General features: G+C 68.3%; 24 protein-coding genes. 14 read left to right on the top strand and 10 right to left on the bottom strand.

Annotated features, from left to right (window positions below):
- Positions 1-84: 84 nt before the first annotated feature.
- Together ABE434_RS15975 and ABE434_RS15970 are read left to right on the top strand one after the other, a co-directional pair.
- Positions 85-1,065 (top strand): FAD:protein FMN transferase, encoded by a 981-nt coding sequence (locus ABE434_RS15975; RefSeq protein WP_346479519.1) that lies wholly within the window; start codon positions 85-87, stop codon positions 1,063-1,065.
- Positions 1,062-2,675, top strand: a complete 1,614-nt coding sequence (locus ABE434_RS15970) for a flavodoxin domain-containing protein (RefSeq protein WP_346479518.1) — start codon at positions 1,062-1,064, stop codon at positions 2,673-2,675. Before ABE434_RS15975 ends, ABE434_RS15970 begins: the two co-directional genes overlap by 4 nt.
- Positions 2,676-2,691: 16 nt before the next feature.
- On the opposite strand, the gene ABE434_RS15965 is transcribed toward ABE434_RS15970, so the two are convergent.
- The 4 genes from ABE434_RS15965 to ABE434_RS15950 form a co-directional block, all read right to left on the bottom strand.
- Entirely contained in the window at positions 2,692-3,303 is a 612-nt protein-coding gene (locus ABE434_RS15965; protein WP_346479517.1) for a HutD family protein, read from the bottom strand.
- 36 nt (positions 3,304-3,339) lie between these two features.
- Complete coding sequence (locus tag ABE434_RS15960) at positions 3,340-4,047, bottom strand: murein L,D-transpeptidase catalytic domain family protein (protein ID WP_346479516.1); 708 nt, start codon at positions 4,045-4,047, stop codon at positions 3,340-3,342.
- Between the two features lie 27 nt (positions 4,048-4,074).
- A complete protein-coding gene (locus tag ABE434_RS15955; RefSeq protein WP_346479515.1) occupies positions 4,075-5,136 on the bottom strand; it encodes a L,D-transpeptidase in 1,062 nt (353 codons plus the stop codon).
- Positions 5,137-5,519: 383 nt separating this feature from the next.
- On the bottom strand, positions 5,520-5,795 hold the full coding sequence (locus ABE434_RS15950; protein ID WP_179461006.1) for a ComEA family DNA-binding protein: 276 nt from the start codon (positions 5,793-5,795) through the stop codon (positions 5,520-5,522).
- Between the two features lie 253 nt (positions 5,796-6,048).
- Here ABE434_RS15950 and ABE434_RS15945 point away from each other — a divergent pair, with 253 nt between their 5' ends.
- Genes ABE434_RS15945 through murU form a run of 4 tightly spaced genes read left to right on the top strand, consistent with a single transcriptional unit; the run spans position 6,049 to position 9,655 of the window.
- Complete coding sequence (locus ABE434_RS15945; protein ID WP_346479514.1) at positions 6,049-7,542, top strand: M20 family metallopeptidase; 1,494 nt, start codon at positions 6,049-6,051, stop codon at positions 7,540-7,542.
- A gap of 59 nt (positions 7,543-7,601) precedes the next feature.
- Entirely contained in the window at positions 7,602-7,871 is a 270-nt protein-coding gene (locus ABE434_RS15940) for a GlsB/YeaQ/YmgE family stress response membrane protein (protein WP_176990824.1), read from the top strand.
- A gap of 57 nt (positions 7,872-7,928) precedes the next feature.
- Positions 7,929-8,954 (top strand): phosphotransferase, encoded by a 1,026-nt coding sequence (locus ABE434_RS15935; RefSeq protein ID WP_346479513.1) that lies wholly within the window; start codon positions 7,929-7,931, stop codon positions 8,952-8,954.
- Positions 8,951-9,655: an N-acetylmuramate alpha-1-phosphate uridylyltransferase MurU gene (gene murU, locus ABE434_RS15930; protein ID WP_346479512.1), complete on the top strand. Its 705-nt coding sequence runs from the start codon at positions 8,951-8,953 to the stop codon at positions 9,653-9,655. Before ABE434_RS15935 ends, murU begins: the two co-directional genes overlap by 4 nt.
- Positions 9,656-9,756: 101 nt before the next feature.
- Here murU and hda read toward each other — a convergent pair whose 3' ends face one another.
- From hda to ABE434_RS15915, 3 genes are read right to left on the bottom strand one after another with little or no spacing between them, the layout of a single operon-like run.
- Positions 9,757-10,467 (bottom strand): DnaA regulatory inactivator Hda, encoded by a 711-nt coding sequence (gene hda, locus ABE434_RS15925; protein WP_176990827.1) that lies wholly within the window; start codon positions 10,465-10,467, stop codon positions 9,757-9,759.
- Entirely contained in the window at positions 10,464-11,636 is a 1,173-nt protein-coding gene (locus ABE434_RS15920; protein WP_346479511.1) for an AI-2E family transporter, read from the bottom strand. Before ABE434_RS15920 ends, hda begins: the two co-directional genes overlap by 4 nt.
- Complete coding sequence (locus ABE434_RS15915) at positions 11,633-12,751, bottom strand: DUF2066 domain-containing protein (protein WP_346479510.1); 1,119 nt, start codon at positions 12,749-12,751, stop codon at positions 11,633-11,635. Before ABE434_RS15915 ends, ABE434_RS15920 begins: the two co-directional genes overlap by 4 nt.
- A gap of 138 nt (positions 12,752-12,889) precedes the next feature.
- On the opposite strand from ABE434_RS15915, the gene purM reads away from it, so the two are divergent.
- From purM to ABE434_RS15890, 5 genes are all read left to right on the top strand, one after another.
- On the top strand, positions 12,890-13,915 hold the full coding sequence (purM, locus tag ABE434_RS15910; RefSeq protein ID WP_346479547.1) for a phosphoribosylformylglycinamidine cyclo-ligase: 1,026 nt from the start codon (positions 12,890-12,892) through the stop codon (positions 13,913-13,915).
- 8 nt (positions 13,916-13,923) lie between these two features.
- Entirely contained in the window at positions 13,924-14,406 is a 483-nt protein-coding gene (locus ABE434_RS15905) for a hypothetical protein (protein ID WP_346479509.1), read from the top strand.
- Positions 14,403-15,056, top strand: coding sequence for a phosphoribosylglycinamide formyltransferase (purN, locus tag ABE434_RS15900; protein ID WP_346479508.1), 654 nt, complete (start codon positions 14,403-14,405; stop codon positions 15,054-15,056). Before ABE434_RS15905 ends, purN begins: the two co-directional genes overlap by 4 nt.
- Positions 15,057-15,123: 67 nt before the next feature.
- Positions 15,124-15,900, top strand: a complete 777-nt coding sequence (locus ABE434_RS15895; RefSeq protein ID WP_346479507.1) for a DUF3108 domain-containing protein — start codon at positions 15,124-15,126, stop codon at positions 15,898-15,900.
- Positions 15,901-15,902: 2 nt separating this feature from the next.
- Positions 15,903-16,586, top strand: coding sequence for a DUF3108 domain-containing protein (locus tag ABE434_RS15890; RefSeq protein WP_176990832.1), 684 nt, complete (start codon positions 15,903-15,905; stop codon positions 16,584-16,586).
- Positions 16,587-16,619: 33 nt separating this feature from the next.
- On the opposite strand, the gene ABE434_RS15885 is transcribed toward ABE434_RS15890, so the two are convergent.
- The 3 genes from ABE434_RS15885 to ABE434_RS15875 form a co-directional block, all read right to left on the bottom strand.
- A complete protein-coding gene (locus ABE434_RS15885) occupies positions 16,620-16,928 on the bottom strand; it encodes an EF-hand domain-containing protein (RefSeq protein WP_176990833.1) in 309 nt (102 codons plus the stop codon).
- A complete protein-coding gene (gene murA / locus ABE434_RS15880; protein WP_346479506.1) occupies positions 16,925-18,199 on the bottom strand; it encodes a UDP-N-acetylglucosamine 1-carboxyvinyltransferase in 1,275 nt (424 codons plus the stop codon). The genes ABE434_RS15885 and murA overlap by 4 nt, the downstream gene beginning before the upstream one ends.
- 80 nt (positions 18,200-18,279) lie before the next feature.
- Complete coding sequence (locus ABE434_RS15875; RefSeq protein ID WP_176990835.1) at positions 18,280-18,513, bottom strand: BolA family protein; 234 nt, start codon at positions 18,511-18,513, stop codon at positions 18,280-18,282.
- A 53-nt stretch (positions 18,514-18,566) separates the two neighbouring features.
- On the opposite strand from ABE434_RS15875, the gene ABE434_RS15870 reads away from it, so the two are divergent.
- From ABE434_RS15870 to lptC, 3 genes are read left to right on the top strand one after another with little or no spacing between them, the layout of a single operon-like run.
- Positions 18,567-19,568, top strand: a complete 1,002-nt coding sequence (locus tag ABE434_RS15870; RefSeq protein ID WP_346479505.1) for a KpsF/GutQ family sugar-phosphate isomerase — start codon at positions 18,567-18,569, stop codon at positions 19,566-19,568.
- A gap of 43 nt (positions 19,569-19,611) precedes the next feature.
- The gene (locus ABE434_RS15865) at positions 19,612-20,160 is read left to right on the top strand and encodes an HAD hydrolase family protein (RefSeq protein ID WP_346479504.1); all 549 of its coding nucleotides are present in this window, start codon (positions 19,612-19,614) and stop codon (positions 20,158-20,160) included.
- Positions 20,157-20,717: an LPS export ABC transporter periplasmic protein LptC gene (gene lptC, locus ABE434_RS15860; protein ID WP_346479503.1), complete on the top strand. Its 561-nt coding sequence runs from the start codon at positions 20,157-20,159 to the stop codon at positions 20,715-20,717. Before ABE434_RS15865 ends, lptC begins: the two co-directional genes overlap by 4 nt.
- Positions 20,718-20,830 lie beyond the last annotated feature (113 nt).

Here is a 20,830-nt window from a genome sequence, read left to right as displayed (position 1 = left end):
ACCCGCCCCTGTCGACACGACGGGGGCTTTTCACCCGACGCAGTCCGGCCATCGGGCTTACTAGGCCCCGACGTGCCCACCTCCATGAACAACCCGGATCTCGACATCGCCAGCCTCGGCGGCCACACCATGGGCACCACGTGGCAGGTAAAGCTGGCCGTGGCACGCAGCCGCGACCTGCATCCGCTGCACGCCGGCATCCAGGCGCAGCTGGACGCCATCGTGGCGCAGATGAGCACGTGGGAAGCCGACAGCGATATCGCGCGTTTCAACCGGGCGCCCGCCGGTGAATGGCAGGCGTTGCCGCCGTTGTTCGACACGGTGATGCAGTGCGCGCTGGAGATCGCACAACGCAGTGGCGGCGCCTTTGATCCGACCGTCGGCCCGTTGGTGGCGCTGTGGGGATTCGGCGCGCAGGCCCAGGCCCGGCAGATTCCCGATGCGGCCGCCCTCGCCGCGACCCGTGCGCAGTGTGGCTGGCAACGCCTGCAGTGGCAGCCCGGTCGCCTGCGGCAACCCGGTGGGCTGGCGCTGGATCTCTCGGCGATCGCCAAGGGCTTTGGCGTCGACCAGGTCAGCGCGTGGCTGCGCCAGAACGGCGTGCACGCAGCGCTGGTGGAAGTCGGCGGCGAGCTGCACGGGTTCGGACGCAAGCCCGACGGTCAGCCGTGGCGCGTGCTGGTGGAATCCGCTCCGGAAGACGATGCGCAGGCAGACCATCCGCCGCGCGTGCTCGCGCTGACGGAGCGTGCGGTCGCCACCTCCGGTGATCGTTGGCACCATTTCGAGCACGGCGGTGAGCAGTACAGCCATACCCTGGATCCGCGCATCGGTGCGCCGGTCGCACGCGCCGCGGCCGCGGTCACCGTGGTGGCCGACAGCGCCATGCACGCCGATGCCTGGGCCACCGCATTGACGGTGATGGGCGCCGACGACGGGATGGCATTTGCGCGCACCCATGCGCTGGCCGCACGCTTTGTCAGCCGGGGGACGCACGGTATCGAGGAACACATGAGTCCCGCATTCGAGCACCTGCTCGCCGACGACCGCGTGGACGCGGCATGAGCCTGCGTCCTTCCCGTGCGTGGCTGGGCAACCTGGCGGTGATGCTGGTGCTGGCGGCCATCGCTTGGGCGCTGCTGCGCCTGCACCTGGGTGAAGCGTGGTGGCAGAGCGCACCCCTGGCCGCGCAGTGGCGCTGGGCCGCCGGCAGCCTGCTGCTGTATGCGGCGTTCTGCGCGCTGATCTGGTGGCGTGGACGACCGCGCGAGGCGCGCGTGGCCGATGACGGACCGGCGCCGATCCTGCTGGTCTGGGCGAGCCAGACCGGCTTCGCGCAGCAACTGTGCGAACGCAGTGCGGACGCGTTGCGCGCTGCCGGACTGCCGGTCCGCATCCGCGCGCTGCATGCGGTGACGGCCGAGCTTCTGCAGCGCAGCGGGCAGGTGCTGTTCGTGGTCAGCACCACCGGCGAAGGCGATGCGCCGGATCATGCGCTGCCCTTCCTGCGCAACGTGATGCCGCAGGCGCTGGCCCTGCCACAGCTGCAGTACGGCGTGCTGGCGCTGGGCGACCGCAGCTATGGGCACTTCTGCGCGTTCGGCCATCAGCTCGATGCGTGGCTGCGCCAGCACGGCGCGCATCCGCTGTTCGACACGGTCGAGGTGGACAACGCCGATCCCGGCGCACTGCGCCACTGGCAGCAACTGCTCGGCCAGCTGGGCGGTGAAGCCACCGAACTGCCGGACTGGGCGCCGGCCGAGTACCTGCCGTGGCAACTGCAGGCGCGGCACCTGGAAAACCCGGGCAGCCCGGGCGCACCGACCTACCGCATCACGCTGGTGCCGGCCGACGGCGTGCTGCCGATGTGGCAGGCCGGCGACGTCGTCGAGATCGGACCGCAGCATGCACCGGCTGAGGTCGAGGCCTGGCTGCGGGATACCGGGTGGGAGGGCGATGCGGACATCGATGGACGGCCGCTGCGCGCGCATCTCGCGCGTGCGCACCTCCCGGATGCCGACGAAATTCCGGCATCGGCCGACACGGCCGCACTGGTGGCCGCACTCCGTCCGCTTCCGCACCGCGAGTACTCGATCGCCAGCCTGCCTACCGAAGGCCAGGTGCAGCTGCTGCTGCGCCGCCAGCTGCGTCCGGATGGCACGCCGGGGCTGGGCAGCGGGTGGCTGTGCGATCACGCCGCGCTGGAGGGTCGGATCGATCTGCGCTTCCGCAGCAACCCGAATTTCCACGGTGTCGCCGTCGCGATGCCGCTGATCCTGATCGGCAACGGCACCGGCATCGCCGGCCTGCGCGCCCACCTGCGCGAGCGCATCAGCGCCGGCGCGCGCCGCAACTGGCTGCTGTTCGGCGAACGCACGGCCGCGCACGATTTCTTCTTCGGCGACGACCTGCGCGCCTGGCAGCGCGATGGCTGGATCGCGCGGCTGGATACGGTGTTCAGTCGCGATGGTGGCGAGCATCACTACATCCAGGACCGTCTGCAGGCGCACATCGGCGAACTGCAGCAGTGGGTGCATGACGGGGCCACGATCCTGGTCTGCGGCAGCCTGCAGGGCATGGCCCCGGCGGTGGACGCGGTGATCGAGCAGGCGCTGGGCCGCGACGGCAAAGAAGCGCTGATCGTGGCCGGTCGCTACCGGCGCGACGTTTACTGAGGTTGCGTGCCGCTGCTCACGCAGCGCGGCCGCCCGCACTCACGCGTATCGCCAACAACTCGCCGCCACCATGCAATGCAAACCGACGGCGCTCACCGGCCGCCAACCAGGCGGTATCACCGGCGGCCAGCGGTGCCAGCGACGGCTCGCCCTCGAATTCGGCCTGACCGGCAAGCAGATGGATCGCCCACGCCGCGTCGGGTTCGGTGAAGAAGAACATGCTGCCCACCAGCGGCCGGTGCAGCAGCTCGGCCTGCACGGCATCGCGCCGCCACATCAGATTGAAATCGTGGGTCACGCCATCGACCAGTTCGCCGGTGACCTGCGCTTCGCCGGCGAAGCGCAGACGCTCATGCGGCGGCATCAGCGTGTGCACGGCGCCATCGGCAAAGCGCAGGCGCAGGCCTTCGCCACGCAGCAGCACCAGTTCGCGGTCGATGCCGGGAAACGCGGAGAACGCGGCGTCCTGTTCGATCTCGGCGATCGACAGGCGCACCTGCCAGTCGTCGTTGTCGGGCAGGCGCAGGATCTCGCGCGTCCAGCCGAGGCCATTGCGCCAGCGTTCGCGGCGGTACTCGAAGGAGGGAATGACGCGGCTGGCCGCGCCCAAGACGGTATCGGTCGACATGCGCCCAGTGTGCCTGAGCGGCGCACCGCAGTGCGCTCAGGACGCGCCGCCGCAATCGGGTTCGAGCAGGCGCGACCGCGCCAACCAGTCCTTGTCGGGGTAATACGCGAACACCATCGTGCCGCCGCGCAGGCTGTCGATCAGGGGCCGGGCCACGGACAGGCGCACCGCCGGGCAGCCCAGGCTGCGGCCCAGGCGACCCTGCAGGCGCGCGATCGCGGGATTCACGTACGGCGCGCCATGGATGACGATCGCGCGGTCGCGGGCATGGTCATTGAAGCCCGGTTCCAGCCCTTCCAGCCGCAGCGAATAGCCGTTGCCGCCCATGTAGGTTTCCTTGGCGGTGAACGCGCCCAGGCTGGACATGAAGCTGCCGTCCTTGTTGGAGAAATGCTGGGTACGGTTGTCACCGCTGTTGCGGCCATGCGCGACCCACTCCTCGAACAGCAGCCGCTGGCGCGTGAGATCGAAAATCCACATGCGCGGTTCGGTCGAGGGTCGCGAGTAATCGATCACGCTCAGTTTGCCCGGGTCGATGCCGAGTTCCGGACGACGCAGCGCGCAGTGCATCGCACGAGCCGCCAACTGCAGCACGTGCTTGTCCGCGGCCGGCGCGGCCTTGGCCAGCATCTCGGCCATCTGCACCGGGCTGGCGGTGGGGGCCGGCGCAGGGCTGGCCGCGCCGGCCGTGGCGGACGCGATCAGGCCGCAGAACACGGCGGGCAGTAATTTCACAACGGACATGGGCAGCACGCCAACCGGAGGCAACCTTTACAAAGTGGACCCACCGGCGTCGGATTCCAAGACAGGCTGCAGGTTCTGTTCATCGGCCACCGGGCGTACCGCCGGCAGGCTGGTGACCAGCAGCGTGGTGCCAGGCACCAGCACGCTGTACAGCTGCTCGGCGAATTCCGGCGGCAGCGCCATCGGCAGGCTCGGCGTGGCGAGCAGGTCCGGCGTCGCATTGGCGGCGGTCTGGCCCAGCAGCGGATAGGCGGTCCAGCGGTGCAGCGGGCGGTGCGGGTCCAGCGGGCTGGGGTTGTCCTGGTAGCCCTGGCCCATCACGAACAGGGTCGTCCCCTCGAAGGCCGGCAGGGCCTTGGCTTCCAACCGCGACTCACCGATCAGCACGCCGTCGCGCAGCACGTACAGGCGCTGGTCGTGCAGGCTGACCAGGATGCCCACCTGGCCGGCCGGGGCCGCCGCATCGTTCCAGTAATGCGCCGGGGCGTCGGTGCTCTCGACCAGCGGTTTGCCGGTGCTGCTGACCGGCGCCAGCACCGCCGGATAGGCCAGCGTCATCGGTGCGCTCTTGGCATCGGCCACCACCACGGTATCGCCGCGATGGGTCTCACCGAACAGTTTCTGCGCGAACGCCTGGGGCAGCCGCACGCAGCCGTGCGAGGCGGGATGCCCGGGCAGGCTGCCGCCGTGCAACGCGATGCCATCCCAGGTCAGGCGCTGCATGTAAGGCATCGGCGCGCTGTTGTAGAGGTTGGACTTGTGGTCCTTGTCCTTCTGCAGGATCGTGAACACACCGGTCGGCGTTTCATGCCCGGTCTTGCCCGAGCTGATCGTGCTCATGCCGATCGCGATGCCGTTGCGGTAGACGTAGGCGCGCTGCTCATCCAGGCTGACCACCAGCACGATCGGACCGGCCGGGGAAATCTCGGGGTGCCAGAGGAATTCGCCGGGCTTGAGATCGGTCGGGCCGCGCGGGGCCTCGGTGGTCCTGGTGGCCGTCGGCGCAGTGTTGGCGGCGGTGGCGGGAAGCATCCCGGTCGCCAGCAGCGTCCCGAGCGCCAGACTCAACAGCGTGCTGCGTACTGCCATGTCGTGCATCCATTCGAAGAGATGCCGCCACGCTACACGAAGTACCTGCATGCGTTCGCGAAAACAAGGGAGCACAAAAAGTAATTGCCCGGCCACACATCCCTGTGCAGACCGGGCAATCGATACATCCTTGTCGGCATCCCGCCTTCCCCCTGTGCATCCTGCCCAGTCTGGGTGCCGGCCATGCTCCGTGCACTCGGCCGTATATGCTTCCGCCATCTCAGCCCTTCCCGGGGTCTGGATGCCACCGTCCTGGTGGGTCCGCGCCAATCCTTCCGCGCCGCTTCCGTGCGTGCTGCGTCCTGCAGCTGTCGGTGCCGCCGCGGCCTCCTGCCGTGGCGACCAGTGACCGGCGTCCTGCCTGTCCCGACCCGTCCTGTTGTTCAGCGCCTCGGTACGGAGGCCGGCGCTGCCCTCCTGGGCGGTGCCTCGACCGGTGCCTGCCTGGCGCCGGTCGTCATCCGTTGTCGATTCCGTTCGACGGTCGCTGTCCCTATCCCCTTCACCCGCGCCAGGTCCTCGACGCGTTCGAAGGGTCCGTGTTGTCGCCGGTACGCGACGATCGCTTCGGCCTTCATCGGCCCCACGTTCGCCAATCCCTGCTGCAGCGTCGACGCATCCGCCGTATTGATGTTGATCCGATCGGCCGCGAAGGCCATTCCGCTCAACAGCAGTCCCAGCACCAGCGCCCTGCACGAAAACCAAGGTCCCACTGTGTAACTCCTTGTGGCTCGGAACCGGCCCCTGCCGGCAATCCTGTCGAAGGTTCCAGCGTCCCTCGCCACATACACACAGCCTATCGTCCACGGCACCTTCACACAGCAGGCCTAACACCCGACGTGGTGTAGGGAAATACCTACCCCAGCGCAGGCGTAGAATGGCGGGACTTGTCAAAAGCACTCCGGAGTTCAGATGGACAGCGCCAAGCTCGGCCAATTCGTCAGTGAAAAGTGGGACAACGAGATCGTCCCGCAATTGGTCGATTACATCCGTATCCCCAACAAATCGCCGATGTTCGACGCCGATTGGGTCGCCAACGGCTACATGGAACAGGCCGTCACCCTGATGGAAACCTGGGCCAAGGCCCAGAAGCTGCCGGGCCTGACCGTCGAGGTCGTGCGCCTGGAAGGCCGCACCCCGCTGCTGCTGCTGGAAATCCCGGCCTCCGGCGCCGAGACCGGCGACGACACCATCCTGCTCTACGGTCACCTGGACAAGCAGCCGGAGATGACCGGCTGGGACGACGATCTCGGCCCGTGGATCCCGGTGCTGCGCGGCGACAAGTTGTATGGCCGCGGCGGCGCCGATGACGGCTATGCGATGTTCGGTTCGCTGGCCGCCGTGCTGGCGCTGCAGGAACAGGGCCTGCCGCACGCACGCTGCGTGATCCTGATCGAAGCCTGCGAAGAATCCGGCAGCTACGACCTGCCCGCCTACGTCGACCACCTGGCCGACCGCATCGGCAAGCCGTCGCTGGTGGTCTGCCTGGATTCGGGCTGCGCCAACTATGACCAGCTGTGGTGCACCACCTCGCTGCGCGGCCTGACCGGCGGCAACTTCTCGGTCAAGGTGCTCAACGAAGGCGTGCATTCCGGCGATGCCTCCGGCGTGATCCCGTCCAGTTTCCGCCTGCTGCGCCAGCTGATCTCGCGCATCGAGGACGAGAACACCGGTCGCATCCTGATCGACGGCATGAACGTCGAGATCCCGGCCGAGCGCCAGGAACAGGCCAAGCGTGCCGCCGAAGTGGTGGACACCGCGATCTTCGAGAAATTCCCGATGGTCGACGGCCTGCGCCCGATGAACGACGACCTGGCCGAACTGGTCCTCAACCGCACCTGGCGCCCGGCGCTGTCGGTCACCGGTGTGGACGGCCTGCCGCCGCTGGCGTCTGCCGGCAACGTGCTGCGTCCGCATACCGCGGTGAAGCTGTCGCTGCGCCTGCCGCCGACCGCCGACGGCAAGGCCTGCGGCGAGCTGCTCAAGGAAGCCCTGCTGCGCGATCCGCCGAACGGTGCGGAAGTGAAGCTGGACCTGGAAAAGGCCTCCAGCGGCTGGAACGCCCCGGCGATGGCGCCGTGGCTGACCCAGGCGATCGACGATGCCAGCCAGACCTTCTTCGGCAAGCCGGCGATGTACATGGGCGAAGGCGGCTCGATCCCGTTCATGGGCATGCTCGGCGAGAAGTTCCCGGGCGCGCAGTTCATGATCACCGGCGTGCTCGGCCCGCACTCCAATGCACACGGCCCGAACGAGTTCCTGCACATCCCGATGGGCAAGCGCGTGACCTCGTGCGTGTCCAAGGTGATCAGCGAGCATTACGCGGCCAGCCTGCGTGGCGAGACCAGCGGTTCGCCGGTCGCCGCCGACAGCGGCACCCGTCACGGCGGCCACGGCTGCTGCTGACGTTGGCGGACGCAGCCTGGCCTTGCTAGGCTGCGTCCACCTCTACTGACGTCTTTGGCATGAACGGACTGTTTGGCAGCACCAGCTGGCTCTACATCATCCTGGTCGGCTTCGTCGTCGGTCTGCTCGGGCGTTTCTTCATGCCCGGCAACAACCGCATGGGCTGCCTGCTGACCATCGTGCTCGGCATCGTCGGCGCCCTGCTGGCCGGCTGGTTCGGCCAGTACATGGGCTGGTATGCGCGCGGCGAACCCGCCGGGTTCATCGGCGCCATCCTCGGTGCGGTCGTGGTCCTGGCCGTGCTCCGGCTGTTCAGCAGCAAGCGCTGAGCACCGCCCCTCTCTTCTTTCCCGCGCGCCCCCGGCGCCGCTTCGACGTACCCGTCCATGAACGATCCTGCTTCCGATCCGCTGCGCGCCGAACTCCGCCGGCAGTGGACCTGCGCCGCCCTCGGCGACCCGGCCACCGCGCTCGACCGTGCCTCGGTCGACGCCGGTTTCCGCAGCTACTGGCGCGCCACCAGCGCGCGCGGCAGCCACATCGTGATGGACTCCCCGCCGGGGCTGGAGGACGTGCGGCCGTGGCTGCGCATGCACGACCTGCTCGAGCCCCATGGCGTACGCGTGCCGCAGGTGCTGGCGCGCGATGAGGACAACGGATTCCTGCTGCTGGAAGACCTGGGCGGCCCCACCCTGGCCCGCCATATCGACACCAACAACGCCGACGCCTGGTTCGATGCCGCGTTCGCACAGCTGATCCGGCTGCAGTCGATCCCGGTGCCGGAGGGCATGGGCAGCTTCGGCGAGGCGCTGCTGCAGCGCGACGCCGGCCTGTTCGACGAATGGTTCCTGCAGCGTCATCTGGGCCTGGAGCTGGACTGCGGCGAGATCGAGAACCTGCAGCGCATGCATCGCCTGCTGATGGACAACGCACTGCAGCAGCCGCAGGTGCTGACCCACCGCGATTTCATGCCGCGCAACCTGATGCCGATCGACGGTGGCCCGGCGGTGCTGGACTTCCAGGATCTGGTGCGCGGGCCGATCGCCTACGACCCGGTCAGCCTGTTCAAGGACGCGTTCCTGAGCTGGCCGATCGCGCGGGTGGACGTCTGGCTGGCGCGCTATCACGCGCTCGCCCTGGTCGCCGGCCTGCCGGTGCGGCCGTGGCCGCAGTTCCTGCGTGATGCCGACTGGATGGGCGTGCAGCGGCACCTGAAGATCCTCGGCCTGTTCGTGCGCCTGCGCGACCGTGATGGCAAGGGCCATTACTTCGAGGACGCCCCCCGTTTCATCCAGTATCTCGACGAGGTGCTGCCCCGCCATCCCGAACTGGCACCGCTGCACGCCTTGTTCGAGCTGCGGATCAAACCGGCCCTGGCCCGCATCGCCGAGCCGGTGCTGGCGCGCCCATGAAAGCGATGATCTTCTCGGCCGGCAAGGGCGAGCGCATGCGCCCGCTGACCCTGCACACGCCCAAGCCGCTGCTGGTCGCCGGCGGCAAGCCGCTGATCGTCTGGCACCTGGAACGGCTCGCCGCGGCCGGCATCGATGAGGTGGTGATCAATACCGCGTGGCTCGGCGACCAGTTCGCGCCCGCGCTCGGCGACGGTGCGCGCTGGGGCCTGAGGCTGCACTTCATCGACGAAGGCGCGGTGCCGCTGGAAACCGGCGGCGGCATTCTCAACGCGCTGCCGATCCTCGGCGAGGCACCGTTCCTGGTGATCAACGGCGACGTGTGGACGGATGTGGATGTCGCCACGCTCCCGCGCACGCCCGCCGGTGATGCGCATCTGGTGCTGGTCGACAATCCCGCGCAGCACCCGCGCGGCGATTTCATCCTGCACGCCGATGGTCGCGTCAGCGATGACGGCGACAGCGCGCGACTCACCTATGCCGGTGTGGGCGTGTACCGCCCGGCGATCATCGACGGGTGGCGCGCGGTGATCGGCGCGACCGTCGGCGCCGCCGCAACCCCGCCGCAATTCGGCCTGGCCCCGCTGCTGCGGCACGCCATGGCGCAGGGCCGCGTGACCGGCCAGCACCATCGCGGGCGATGGACCGATGTGGGCACGCCCGAACGCCTGGCACAGCTGGATGCGGAACTGAACGCCTGACACCACCAGGGTAGAGCCACGCCATGCGTGGCTGAAGCAGTCCGCTGCCCGCACCAAAAGCATCCACGCATGGCGTGGATCTACGAGCCGTTTCCCGACCGTTACAACAGATGCGGACCGTCTTCCAGAACCTGCCGCAGGAACGGCACGGTGATGCGGCGTTGCGCCGCCAGTGATTCACGGTCCAGCCAGTCCAGCAGGCTGACCAGGCTGCCCAACTCGCGACCGGTGCGGGTCAGCAGCCATTCGATCGCCGCCTCATCGATCGCCAGGCCACGTCGCGCCGCACGCTCGCGCAGCACCGCCGCGCGGCCTTCGTCGTCCAGCGGCTGCAGCACCACGCGCACGCACTGCTGCAGGCGTGAGCGCAGGTCCGGCAACACCAGCCCGAGCTGGTCCGGTGCGTGCTGCGCGGTGTACAGCAGGGTGATCCCCGTCGCGCGCGCGCGGTTGTGGAAATCGAACAGCGCCACTTCGTCGTCGCGCTGCCCGGCCACGGCATCCAGCCCATCCAGCGCGACCAGGTCGCGGCCTTCCAGTGATTCCAGCGCGGCGCGCGTGCGCCCCACCACCGCCTTCAGCGGCAGGTAGGTCGGCTGGCGGCCGGCCTGTTCGGCCAGCGAGCACATCGCCAGCGCCTGATGGGTCTTGCCGGTGCCCGGCGCGCCCTCCAGGTACACCCAGTCATGCGCGGCGCCCACGGCAATGGCGCGCAGCTGCGCCAGCGCACCATCCGGCGCACCGATGAACGTCTCCAACCGCTCGTCCTGCGGGTAGCGCAGGGCAAGCGGCAACTGCGGAACGACACTCACTGCGCGTCCGGCCCCTTCGGGTTGCCCACGATCACGATCTCGGGCTTGTCGACATAGGCATCGAGCACGATCGCCGACTTCTCACCGGCATACAGATCGCTCTGGCGATAGCGCTGGTGCGCGTAACGCAGCAGCACGTTGCTGACCGCCGCCACCGGCAGTGCCAGCAGCATGCCGAGGAAGCCGAACAGCTGGCCACCGGCCATCACCGCGAAGATCACCGCCACCGGATGCAGGCCGATCTTGTCGCCGACGATGCGCGGAGTCAGCACGTAGCTTTCCAGCAGCTGGCCCACGGTGAACACCACGCCGACCAGGATCAGCAGCTTCAGATCGAAGCCCTGCGCCTGCACCAGTGCCGCCGCCACCGCCATCACGATGCCGGTGGTCGCGCCCAGGTACGGGATGAAGCTGATCAGGCCGGCGACCAGCCCGATCAACAGGCCCAGCTTCAGGCCGACCAGCGACAGGCCCGCCGCGTACACCACGCCCAGCGCGATCATCACCAGGAACTGGCCACGGATGAACGCACCGAGCACCTCGTCCGACTCACGCGCCAGCTTGGTGATGGTGCCGACATGGTTGCGCGGAATCATCGAGGCCACGCGCTCGACCAACTTGTCCCAGTCGCGCAGGAAGTAGAACGCCAGGATCGGCAGCAGCAGGAGGTTGACCACCCACGTGACCATGGTGAAGCCCGAGCGCTGCACGTAGCCGAAGAAGGTCTTGGCGAACCCGCCGGCCTGCTGCCAGTGGCTGCGCACCCACTCGATCAGGCGGTCCGGGTCCATCCACTGCATGATCTCCAGCCCGGTCTTCTGCTCGAACCACGGGATGCCTTTTTCCATCAGCCACTGCTGTGCCTGCGGGATCGCCGCCACCAGGGTGGCGATCTGGCGTTCGATCATCGGCACCAGGATCAGCAGCGCGGCGGTGATCAGCAGGATCATGGCCACGAACACCAGCACCACGCCGGTGTTGCGCGAGCGGCCGGTGGCCTCGATCCGGTCGACCAGCGGGTCGCCCAGCCATGCCAGCGCCAACGCCAGCACGAATGGGGTCAGGATCGGGCCGAGCAGCCAGATCACCCAGCCGGCGAAAAGCGCCACCAGTACGAATTTCAACCGTCGGAGGAACTGCGCGATTTCTGCTTCGGGGGTGAGGATCATCGCAGGCGGTACTCGTTGCTGGCAGGCGGCGGCAGGGCCGAGGGACTGGTTTCATCGATCGGCACCGGCAGCGGCGCGGTCGGCGCGATCACGCCGTTGTCGCCCAGCATGCGGTTCAGGCCGGCCAGGCCGGTGGTCATCTCCAGCGACAGCTCCAGGCGGTCACCCGAGGCGCGCACCGGGGTGACGTTGCGGACCACGGCGGTCTCACGCAGGCCGGCAGCCAGGCGCATGTAGTCCTCGGCGCTGTTCAGGCCCAGCACCACGATGGTGTACGTGCCGGCGGCACCGGTGGCGGCACCGGCCTTGGCGTACCGGCGCACCAGCGCATCGGCGGCCCCGTCGGCCCCCCCGGCCATGGCGCGGCGGGCATCGCTGTCCTTGGTGGTCCACTTGTTGAGTTCTTTGCCACCGTCGACGAACACCCAGTCGGCCACCCAGCCGCTGCCGTCGCGGTAGAGCTTGCCGATCAGCTGCATCGGCGGGGCATAGCGCGCCGAGGCGCGGGCCACGGACGCGGTGTCCTGGCGCCAGATCGCGCCGACCAGCGCCTGCTCGGCCGCGCTGCCCGAGGGCAGGCCCAGCTTGTAGCCGCGCTCGATGGCGCGATTCAGCAGCGGGCGGGCCGCATTGGCCTGCTGGACGGTCACCAGGCGCGGGCCGGAGCCGTCGTCGATGGCCAGCCAGATCACCGGCTTGGGACGCGGCTGCGGCCACAGCGGCAGGCCGAGGGCCGAGATCAGGCCGTCAACGTCATCCTCGCGGAACCGGGCGACCAGGATCGTGCGGTAGCTCGGCGCGCCACCGGCCGAGGTGCTCTGGTCCTGGCGGTAGTCATAACTGGCCACGTAATCCTTGGCATTGCGCAGGGCCTGCATCACCCCCGGGCGGCTCATCACGCTGCGGTCGCCCGAGAGTTTGGCCAGCACATTGCCCAGCGCCCTGGCCAGGGCACCGTTGCGGTCCGAATCGGCCTGGCTGTTGACCGGGACCTCGGCCTCGTAAGCGCCACTGGCACTGGCCACATCGCCTTCGGTGCGCAGGCCGCTCTGGGCCATCGAGGCCACCGGCAGGCACAACGCGAGGAACATCATGAAAAAGAGGCTGCGGCGCATCAGGACTTCCATTGAGCGTATCCGGGGGGAATTGTTGCCCGAATAGGGCCTGCGCGCCAACGTGGCCTGTTAAAATCGCGCTTTCACCCCAGCGCAGCGCCGACGCCCGTGACCAATTCCCCGTCCCATCCCTCTCCCCTGACCTACCGCGACGCCGGTGTCGACATCGACGCGGGCAATGCGCTGGTCGAGCGCATCAAGCCGCTGGTGAAGCGCAGTTTCCGCCCGGAAGTCATGGGCGGGCTGGGTGGCTTCGGCGCCCTGTTCGACCTCTCCAACAAGTACCGCGAGCCGGTCCTGGTCTCGGGTACGGACGGCGTGGGCACCAAGCTGAAGCTTGCACAACAGCTGGGCCGCCACGACACGATCGGCATCGATCTGGTCGCCATGTGCGTGAACGACGTGCTGGTGCAGGGCGCCGAGCCGCTGTTCTTCCTGGACTATTTCGCCACCGGCAAGCTGGACATCGACACCGCTGCGGCGGTCGTGGGCGGCATCGCCAACGGCTGCACCGAGGCCGGTTGCGCGCTGATCGGCGGTGAAACCGCGGAAATGCCGGACATGTATGCCCCGGGCGAGTACGACCTGGCCGGCTTCACCGTCGCCGGCGTCGAGAAAAGCGAACTGAAGGACGGCGCCAGCGTGGCGGCCGGCGACGTGCTGATCGGCATCGCCTCCTCCGGCCCGCACTCCAACGGCTACTCGCTGGTGCGCCGCATCTACGACCGCGCCGGCCAGCCGGCCGAGCTGGAGCTGGAGGGCGGGGTCAAGCTGGTCGACGCGCTGATGGCGCCGACCCGCCTGTACGTCAAGCCGATCCTGGCGCTGCTGAAGACCCACGGCGCGGCGATCCACGGCATGGCCCACATCACCGGTGGCGGCCTGACCGAGAACATCATCCGCGTGGTGCCCGAGGGCCTGGGCCTGGACATCCAGGCCAATGCCTGGACCCTGCCGCCGGTCTTCCAGTGGCTGCAGAAGGAAGGCGCCGTGGCCGACAGCGAAATGTGGCGCACCTTCAACTGCGGCATCGGCTTCGTGCTGATCGTGGCCGCCGACCAGGTCGCCGCGGTCAGTGCGGCCGTGGCCGCGCAGGGCCTGGAGCACTGGACCATCGGTCAAGTGACCACCGCCGACGGCGCCGAACGCGTCAAGATCGGCTGAGCCCGGCCATGGAGCCCCGCCCGGAGGCCGCTGCTCAACCGCCGTCGCTGCCCGTCGCAGCGGCGCCGGCCCTGCCGGCCACCGCGGGTGACACCTCGCAGCTGCAGTTGCTGTCGGTCTTCCACTATGTGGTGGCGGGCCTGACCGCCCTGTTTTCGCTGTTCCCGCTGATCTACCTGCTGATGGGGGTGGCGGTGATGTTCGCCGCGCCGACACCGCTGGCGCCCGGTGAGGCGCCGCCGCCGTTCGATCCGCGCCTGATCGGCTGGGTGTTCGTGCTGATCGGCGGCCTCGGCTGCGCGACCGGACTGGTCCTGGCCGGCTACATGGCCTACGCCGGGCGCTGCCTCGCGCAGCGCCGACGCTACCTGCTGTGCATGGTCGTGGCCGGCATCGCCTGCATCTTCATGCCGTTCGGCACCGCGCTGGGGGTGTTCACCCTGGTGGTGCTGTCACGCCCGGCAGTCAAGGCGGCCTTCGAAACCGCATGAGCAGCCGTATCGCCGTACTCGCCTCCGGCCGGGGCAGCAATCTGCAGGCCATCCTCGATGCCATCGCCGCGCAGCGGCTGGATGCGCAGGTTGTGGCCGTGCTCTCGGACAAACCCGAGGCCTCGGCCCTGCTCAAGGTCGGTCCGGAGCAGCGCTGGGCACGCTCGCCCAGGGACTTCGCCGACCGCGCCGCCTTCGACGCGGCGATGGCCGAGGCATCGGAGGCCTTCGCCCCGGACTGGATCGTCTGCGCCGGCTACATGCGCATCCTCGGGCCGGCCTTCGTGGCGCGGTTCGACGGGCGCCTGGTCAATATCCATCCCTCGTTGCTGCCGCTGTACAAGGGCCTGCACACCCATGCCCGCGCGCTCGAGGCCGGTGATGCCGAGCACGGCGCCAGCGTGCACTTCGTGGTGCCCGAACTCGATGCCGGCACCGTGCTGGCCCAGGCCCGGGTGCCCGTGCGGTCGGGCGACACCGCCGAAGCGCTGGCCCTGCGGGTGCTGGCGGTGGAGCATCCGCTGCTGATTGCGAGCCTCTCGCTGCTGGTCAGCGGCCGCGTAACTGAACAGGCAGGTCAGCTCCAGCTCGATGGTCACCCCCTGTTTAGCCCGCTGCGCCTAGATTGCGCCGGACAGCTGAACCGATAAGCGCCGCGCACACGCGCCGCTGATCCCGGCGCTGGCATTCTTCCCCCTCCTCCACCGACCGGCCCGCATGAGAACGCCTGTGTTCAAGCCCGTGCTGCTGATGGCATCCCTGCTGTGCACCGCTGCTCTTGCCCACGCGCAGGAGACGCCCACGCCACCGCTGCCCGCGTTGCCTGCCATGGACTGGGAGGCGCCGCCGCTGCAGCCATTCACCGCCACCTACCAGGCCCTCTACAAGGGCAAGCAGGCCGGCGATGCGACCATGCGCGTCACCCACACCGGCGGCGACCAGTGGCGCGTGGACATGCAGGTGATCGGCCGCAGCGGCTTTGCCAGCGTGCTCGGGCTGAACCTGGAACAGAGCACCGTCTTCGAAAACCGCAACGGCACCTATGTGCCGCTGAGCCAGAGCACGGTGCGCAAAGGCCTGTTCCTCGGCAAGAAGGTCACCGGCACCTATGACTGGAAGGCCGGCACCGCGCAGTGGCTGGGCGACCTGAAGAAGGAACGCCGCCAGCCGATTCCGCTGCAGCCCGGCGACCAGAGCGCGCTGCTGCTGAACCTGGCGATCATGCGCGACGCCCGCCCCGGCGGACAGATGCATTACCGCTATGTGGACGTGGGCCGCGTCCGCCAGCACGACTACCAGGCCGCGCCGGACACCGAAAACGTGCCGGTCGGCGATCTGTCCTACAACGCGCTGCGGGTGTATCGCACCAACGGCGGCAATGACGAAACCATCCTCTGGATCGCCAACGGTGTCCCCACGCCGGTGCGCATCCTGCAACGCGAAGACGGCGAAGATCGGATTGATCTACGCCTGATCGAATACCAAGGAGTCTGAGCATGACCACACTGAATCGTCCGCTGACCTGGATCGCCGCTGGCGCGCTTGCCGTGGTGAGCCTGCCCGCGATGGCACTGCAGCCGTTCAAGGCCGATTACCAGGCCAGCTACATGGGCATGCAGGCCAACGGCACCATGACCCTCACCAGCGAAGGCGCCAATAAGTGGCGTTACAGCCTCAACGTCAAGAACCAGCTGGCCGATCTCAGCCAGAACACCGTGTTCGAGGAAGCCAACGGCCGCCTGCGCCCGCTGAGCAGCAACGACCGTTCGGTGCTGCTGGTCAAGAAGCGCAATGTGGATGCCACCTACAACTGGAGCAGCAACCAGGCCACCTGGACCGGCGACGTGAAGCCGGACCGCCGTGGTCCGGTCGCGCTCAAGGCCGGTGACATGGATGCCCTGCTGATCAACCTGGCGATCGCGCGCGACCTGGCCGCCGGCAAGCCGCTGAATTACCGCATGGTCGACGAAGGCCGGATCAAGCCGATGTCCTACAAGGTGGTCGGCAAGGAAAAGATCACGGTGGGCGGCAAGTCCTACGACGCGACCAAGGTGTCGCGTGTGGATGGCAACAAGGAACTGATCGCCTGGATCGTGCCGGAGTTCCCGGTGCCGGCGCGCCTGCTGCAGCGTGAGAGCGGCAAGGATGCGCTGGATCTGACGATCAAGGGCATGAACTGACCAAGAAAAACGCCCGCTTGCGCGGGCGTTTTTTCATTCCGGCTTGGCTTCGCCGAACACCGTCCTGCAGTCGACCCGGATCTGCTGGCGCGTGTCGCGCCAGTAGTAGGTGCTGCAGTGGCGGTTGCCGTCGACCTTCTTCTCCACGCCGACCGCATAGAACGACTGGAACACCTCGGTACGGCTGACCGTGCCGTCCGCGTTCCAGTCCATGTCTTCCTGCTGGATGCCCTGGGTGATCGCGATGCCGGCGTACCAGGCATAGCCCAGCCACGCCAGCACGATCAGCACCAGGACCAGCAGCGCCTTGCGGCGGCGGGTGAACCGGCCGCGCAGGATCATGCCGCGACGCGCCGGATGGTGGCGCCCAGCGAAGACAGCTTCTCTTCGATGTTCTCGTAGCCGCGGTCCAGGTGGTAGATGCGGTCGATGGTGGTATCCCCCTCGGCCATCAGGCCCGCCAGGATCAGCGAGGCCGAGGCGCGCAGATCGGTCGCCATCACCGGCGCGCCGCTGAGCTGCTCGGTGCCGCGCACGATCGCGGTATGCCCTTCGACCTGGATGTCCGCGCCCAGGCGCAGCAGTTCGTTGACGTGCATGAAACGGTTTTCGAAGATCGTCTCGTTGATCACGCCCACACCGTCGGCCACGCAGTTGAGCGCCATGAACTGCGCCTGCATGTCGGTCGGGAACGCCGGGTACGGCGCGGTGGTCAGGTTGACCGCGCGCGGGCGCTTGCCTTCCATGTCCAGGGTGATGCTGTCTTCGGTGGTCTCGATCTTCGCACCGGCCTCGACCAGCTTGGCCAGCACCGCATCCATGGTGTTCGGGCGCGCGCGGTTGACCGTGACCTTGCCGCCGGTCATCGCCGCGGCCACCAGGAAGGTGCCGGTTTCGATGCGGTCGGGCAGCACTTCATGACGGCCGCCGGAGAGCTTCTCCACGCCTTCGATCACCAGGCGGGCGGTGCCCAGGCCTTCGATCTTCGCGCCGAGCGCGATCAGGCAGTGCGCCAGGTCGGTGACTTCCGGTTCCATCGCCGCGTTGTCCAGCACGGTGGTGCCCTCCGCCAGCACGGCGGCCATCAGCACGTTCTCGGTGCCGGTGACGCTGACCATGTCGAAGGTGAAGTGCGCACCCTTCAGGCGCTTGGCCTGGGCCTTGATGAAGCCGTTCTCGACGGTGATTTCCGCCCCCAGGGCCTGCAGGCCCTTGATGTGCTGGTCAACCGGACGCGAACCGATCGCGCAGCCGCCCGGCAGCGACACTTCGGCCGCGCCGAAGCGGGCCAGCAGCGGGCCCAGCACCAGGATCGAGGCGCGCATGGTCTTGACCAGCTCGTACGGGGCCACGTGCTGGTCCACCGAACGCGGGTCGACCACGATCGCACTGCCGCGCGACAGGGTGCCCTGGTCGATGGTGACCTTGGCACCCAGCTCGCCGAGCAGCTTCACGGTGGTGACCACGTCGTGCAGGTGCGGCACGTTGGTGATTTCCACCGGCGCATCGGCCAGCAGGGTGGCGCACAGGATGGGGAGGACAGCGTTCTTGGCGCCGGAAATGTTCACTTCACCGTGCAGCGGCTTGCCGCCGGTCACTACGATCTTGGCCATGGAGTCTGCGCAATAAGAAAAAGGAGGGGGGGGGTAGAAGCCGACCGTTGGTCGGCTTACCGAACGTCTTGCTGGTCGGCTTACCGACCGGCTTCGGCCGGGGTGACGGTCTTCAGCGCCAGCGCGTGGATCGCCCCGCCCATCAGATCGCCCAGGGTCGCGTAGACCATGCGGTGGCGCGCCAGCGGCATTTTGCCGGCAAAGGCGTCGCAGACCACGGTGGCCTCGAAGTGCACGCCGTCGTCACCCTGCACGTCCGCGCGGGCGCCAGGCAGGCCGGTTTCGATCAGATTGCGGATGGTCTCGGCGTCCAACGGGCTTTCCTAATAAAATGAGCGCTCATTCTACTCTTCCACGTGGCGCTCGCATGGCTGTCTCGCCCCAACTCCCCCATCCGGCCGACGCTGCGGCACTGGTCGCCAGCGGCCGCCGCGTGTTCGAGATCGAGCGCGATGCGCTGGGCGCGGTCGCCGACCGGCTGGGCGAAGCGTTCAGCCAGGCCTGCCAGCTGATGCTGCAGAGCAAGGGCCGCGTGGTCGCCACCGGGATGGGCAAGTCCGGCCATGTGGCGCGCAAGATCGCCGCCACGCTGGCCTCGACCGGGACCCCGGCCTTCTACGTGCATCCGGGTGAAGCCGGGCATGGCGACCTGGGCATGATCACCAGCGCCGACGTGGTGCTGGCGCTGTCCTACTCGGGCGAGTCCGACGAGCTGCTGATGCTGCTGCCGGTGCTCAAGCGCCAGGGCAACCGCCTGATCGCGATGACCGGGCGGCCGCAGTCCAGCCTGGCCAGCGCGGCCGACGTTCACCTGGATGTCAGCGTGCCGGCCGAGGCCTGCCCGCTGGCCTTGGCGCCCACCTCCAGCACCACCGCCTCGCTGGCGATGGGCGATGCGCTGGCCGTGGCCCTGCTGGATGCCCGCGGCTTCACCGCCGACGATTTCGCCCGTTCGCACCCGGCCGGCAGCCTGGGCCGCCGCCTGCTGCTGCACATCACCGATGTCATGCACAGCGGCGATGAGCTGCCGCGCGTGGGCGTCGATGCCAGCCTCAGCGAGGCCCTGGTGGAAATGAGCCGCAAGCGCTTGGGCATGACCGCCGTGGTGGATGCGGACAACCGCCTGATCGGTCTGTTCACCGACGGCGACCTGCGCCGCGCGCTGGACACCGATCTGGACGTGCGCAGCGCGCGGATCGCCGATGTGATGACCCGTGGCCCGCGCACGATCGGCGCCGATCAGCTGGCGGCCGAGGCGGCGCAGCTGATGGAAGCCCACAAGATCACCGGCCTGCTGGTGGTCGATGCCGAGGGCCACCTGGTCGGCGCACTCAACATTCATGACCTGTTGCGGGCCCGGGTGGTTTAAACCACAGTTGTCTTCCTCCATTCAGCTGAGCTCCCCCCAGAAGATGCCTTACTCCCCGTTGCCCGGTTTTCCGTCCCACCTGCATGCCGCCGCCGGCCGTATCCGGCTGGCCTGCTTCGACGTGGACGGCACGCTCACCGACGGTCGGCTCTACTACGACAAGGACGGCAACGAGAGCAAGGCGTATTACGTGCAGGACGGACTCGGCCTGAAACTACTGCAGCAGCATGGTATCCACCCGGTGCTGATCACCGCGCGCAACAGCCAGTCCGCGCTCCGGCGCGGCGCGGACCTGGGCATCGATACCCAGATCGCGGTCGGCGACAAGCTGGCCAGCGTCAAGGCGCTGTGCGGGCAGCACGGCATCGGCCTGGACCAGGTGGCCTTCATGGGCGATGACCTGCCCGACCTGGCGCCGCTGTGCGCGGTCGGCCTGGCGGTCGCCCCGGCCAACGCCCACCCGTGGATCGCCGAACGCGTGCACTGGCAGACCCGCAGCGACGGCGGCCAGGGCGCGGCGCGCGAGCTCTGCGATGTGCTGCTGGCCGCGCAGGGCCATGTGGACGCGGTGCTGGCGAGGTTCGGCGTATGAACATGCGTACCGCTCTCGGCATCGGTCTGCTGGTGGCGGCCGCCTTCACCGGCTGGCTGGCGCTGCATGATCGCGACAAAGGCACGGCCGAGGTGGGTGACGACGCCACCAAGGATTACGTGCTGCATGATTTCCAGATCGTGGCGCTGGACGAACAGGGCAAGGAATCCACCACCCTGCGCGCCCCGCTACTGGAACGTGCGCGCAGCGATGAGACGATGAACATCACCACGCCCCTGTTCCTGCTGCCCGATCAGGACGGCAATCACTGGGAACTGCGCAGTGATACCGGCTGGGTCAGCGCGAAGGGCGATCAGCTGAAGCTGGTCGGCAACGTCAGCGGCGACAGCCCGAAGATCGCCAGCGTGCCGCCCACCACCTTCCGCACCGATCACCTGAATGTGTTCCCGAACGAAAGCCGCGCCAAGACCGACGCCCTGGTCACCATGACCCGCCCGGGCATGAGCCAGTCCGGCGTTGGTTTCGAACTGGATTCCAAAACCAAGACCTACCATTTCCTGAGCCAGGCCAAGGGCCGTTACACGCCCCAGCGCTGAGCCACGGCAGCCCCGGCGACGTCCACCGACCGGCGCCGGCTGCACAGGAACCCCGATTCACCGGCCAGGCTTACCGCTGGTCACGACCCCTACTCTGGCAGGACAGACCCATT

Source organism: Stenotrophomonas sp. TWI1183, assembly GCF_039673115.1.
GTDB classification, from domain to species: Bacteria; Pseudomonadota; Gammaproteobacteria; order Xanthomonadales; family Xanthomonadaceae; genus Stenotrophomonas; species Stenotrophomonas maltophilia_AA.
The sequence above is the reverse complement of the archived record's forward strand: the minus strand, read 5'-3'. Positions and strand labels throughout refer to the sequence as shown.

Bases quoted from the DNA above. Each gene is read 5' to 3' on its own strand.
- ABE434_RS15975 (WP_346479519.1), top strand. From the start codon at position 85: ATGAACAACCCGGATCTCGACATCGCCAGCCTCGGCGGCCACACCATG.
- ABE434_RS15970 (WP_346479518.1), top strand. From the start codon at position 1,062: ATGAGCCTGCGTCCTTCCCGTGCGTGGCTGGGCAACCTGGCGGTGATG.
- ABE434_RS15965 (WP_346479517.1), bottom strand. From the start codon at position 3,303: ATGTCGACCGATACCGTCTTGGGCGCGGCCAGCCGCGTCATTCCCTCC.
- ABE434_RS15960 (WP_346479516.1), bottom strand. From the start codon at position 4,047: ATGTCCGTTGTGAAATTACTGCCCGCCGTGTTCTGCGGCCTGATCGCG.
- ABE434_RS15955 (WP_346479515.1), bottom strand. From the start codon at position 5,136: ATGGCAGTACGCAGCACGCTGTTGAGTCTGGCGCTCGGGACGCTGCTG.
- ABE434_RS15950 (WP_179461006.1), bottom strand. From the start codon at position 5,795: ATGGCCTTCGCGGCCGATCGGATCAACATCAATACGGCGGATGCGTCG.
- ABE434_RS15945 (WP_346479514.1), top strand. From the start codon at position 6,049: ATGGACAGCGCCAAGCTCGGCCAATTCGTCAGTGAAAAGTGGGACAAC.
- ABE434_RS15940 (WP_176990824.1), top strand. From the start codon at position 7,602: ATGAACGGACTGTTTGGCAGCACCAGCTGGCTCTACATCATCCTGGTC.
- ABE434_RS15935 (WP_346479513.1), top strand. From the start codon at position 7,929: ATGAACGATCCTGCTTCCGATCCGCTGCGCGCCGAACTCCGCCGGCAG.
- murU (WP_346479512.1), top strand. From the start codon at position 8,951: ATGAAAGCGATGATCTTCTCGGCCGGCAAGGGCGAGCGCATGCGCCCG.
- ABE434_RS15920 (WP_346479511.1), bottom strand. From the start codon at position 11,636: ATGATCCTCACCCCCGAAGCAGAAATCGCGCAGTTCCTCCGACGGTTG.
- ABE434_RS15915 (WP_346479510.1), bottom strand. From the start codon at position 12,751: ATGCGCCGCAGCCTCTTTTTCATGATGTTCCTCGCGTTGTGCCTGCCG.
- ABE434_RS15905 (WP_346479509.1), top strand. From the start codon at position 13,924: ATGGAGCCCCGCCCGGAGGCCGCTGCTCAACCGCCGTCGCTGCCCGTC.
- purN (WP_346479508.1), top strand. From the start codon at position 14,403: ATGAGCAGCCGTATCGCCGTACTCGCCTCCGGCCGGGGCAGCAATCTG.
- ABE434_RS15895 (WP_346479507.1), top strand. From the start codon at position 15,124: ATGAGAACGCCTGTGTTCAAGCCCGTGCTGCTGATGGCATCCCTGCTG.
- ABE434_RS15890 (WP_176990832.1), top strand. From the start codon at position 15,903: ATGACCACACTGAATCGTCCGCTGACCTGGATCGCCGCTGGCGCGCTT.
- ABE434_RS15885 (WP_176990833.1), bottom strand. From the start codon at position 16,928: ATGATCCTGCGCGGCCGGTTCACCCGCCGCCGCAAGGCGCTGCTGGTC.
- murA (WP_346479506.1), bottom strand. From the start codon at position 18,199: ATGGCCAAGATCGTAGTGACCGGCGGCAAGCCGCTGCACGGTGAAGTG.
- ABE434_RS15870 (WP_346479505.1), top strand. From the start codon at position 18,567: ATGGCTGTCTCGCCCCAACTCCCCCATCCGGCCGACGCTGCGGCACTG.
- ABE434_RS15865 (WP_346479504.1), top strand. From the start codon at position 19,612: ATGCCTTACTCCCCGTTGCCCGGTTTTCCGTCCCACCTGCATGCCGCC.
- lptC (WP_346479503.1), top strand. From the start codon at position 20,157: ATGAACATGCGTACCGCTCTCGGCATCGGTCTGCTGGTGGCGGCCGCC.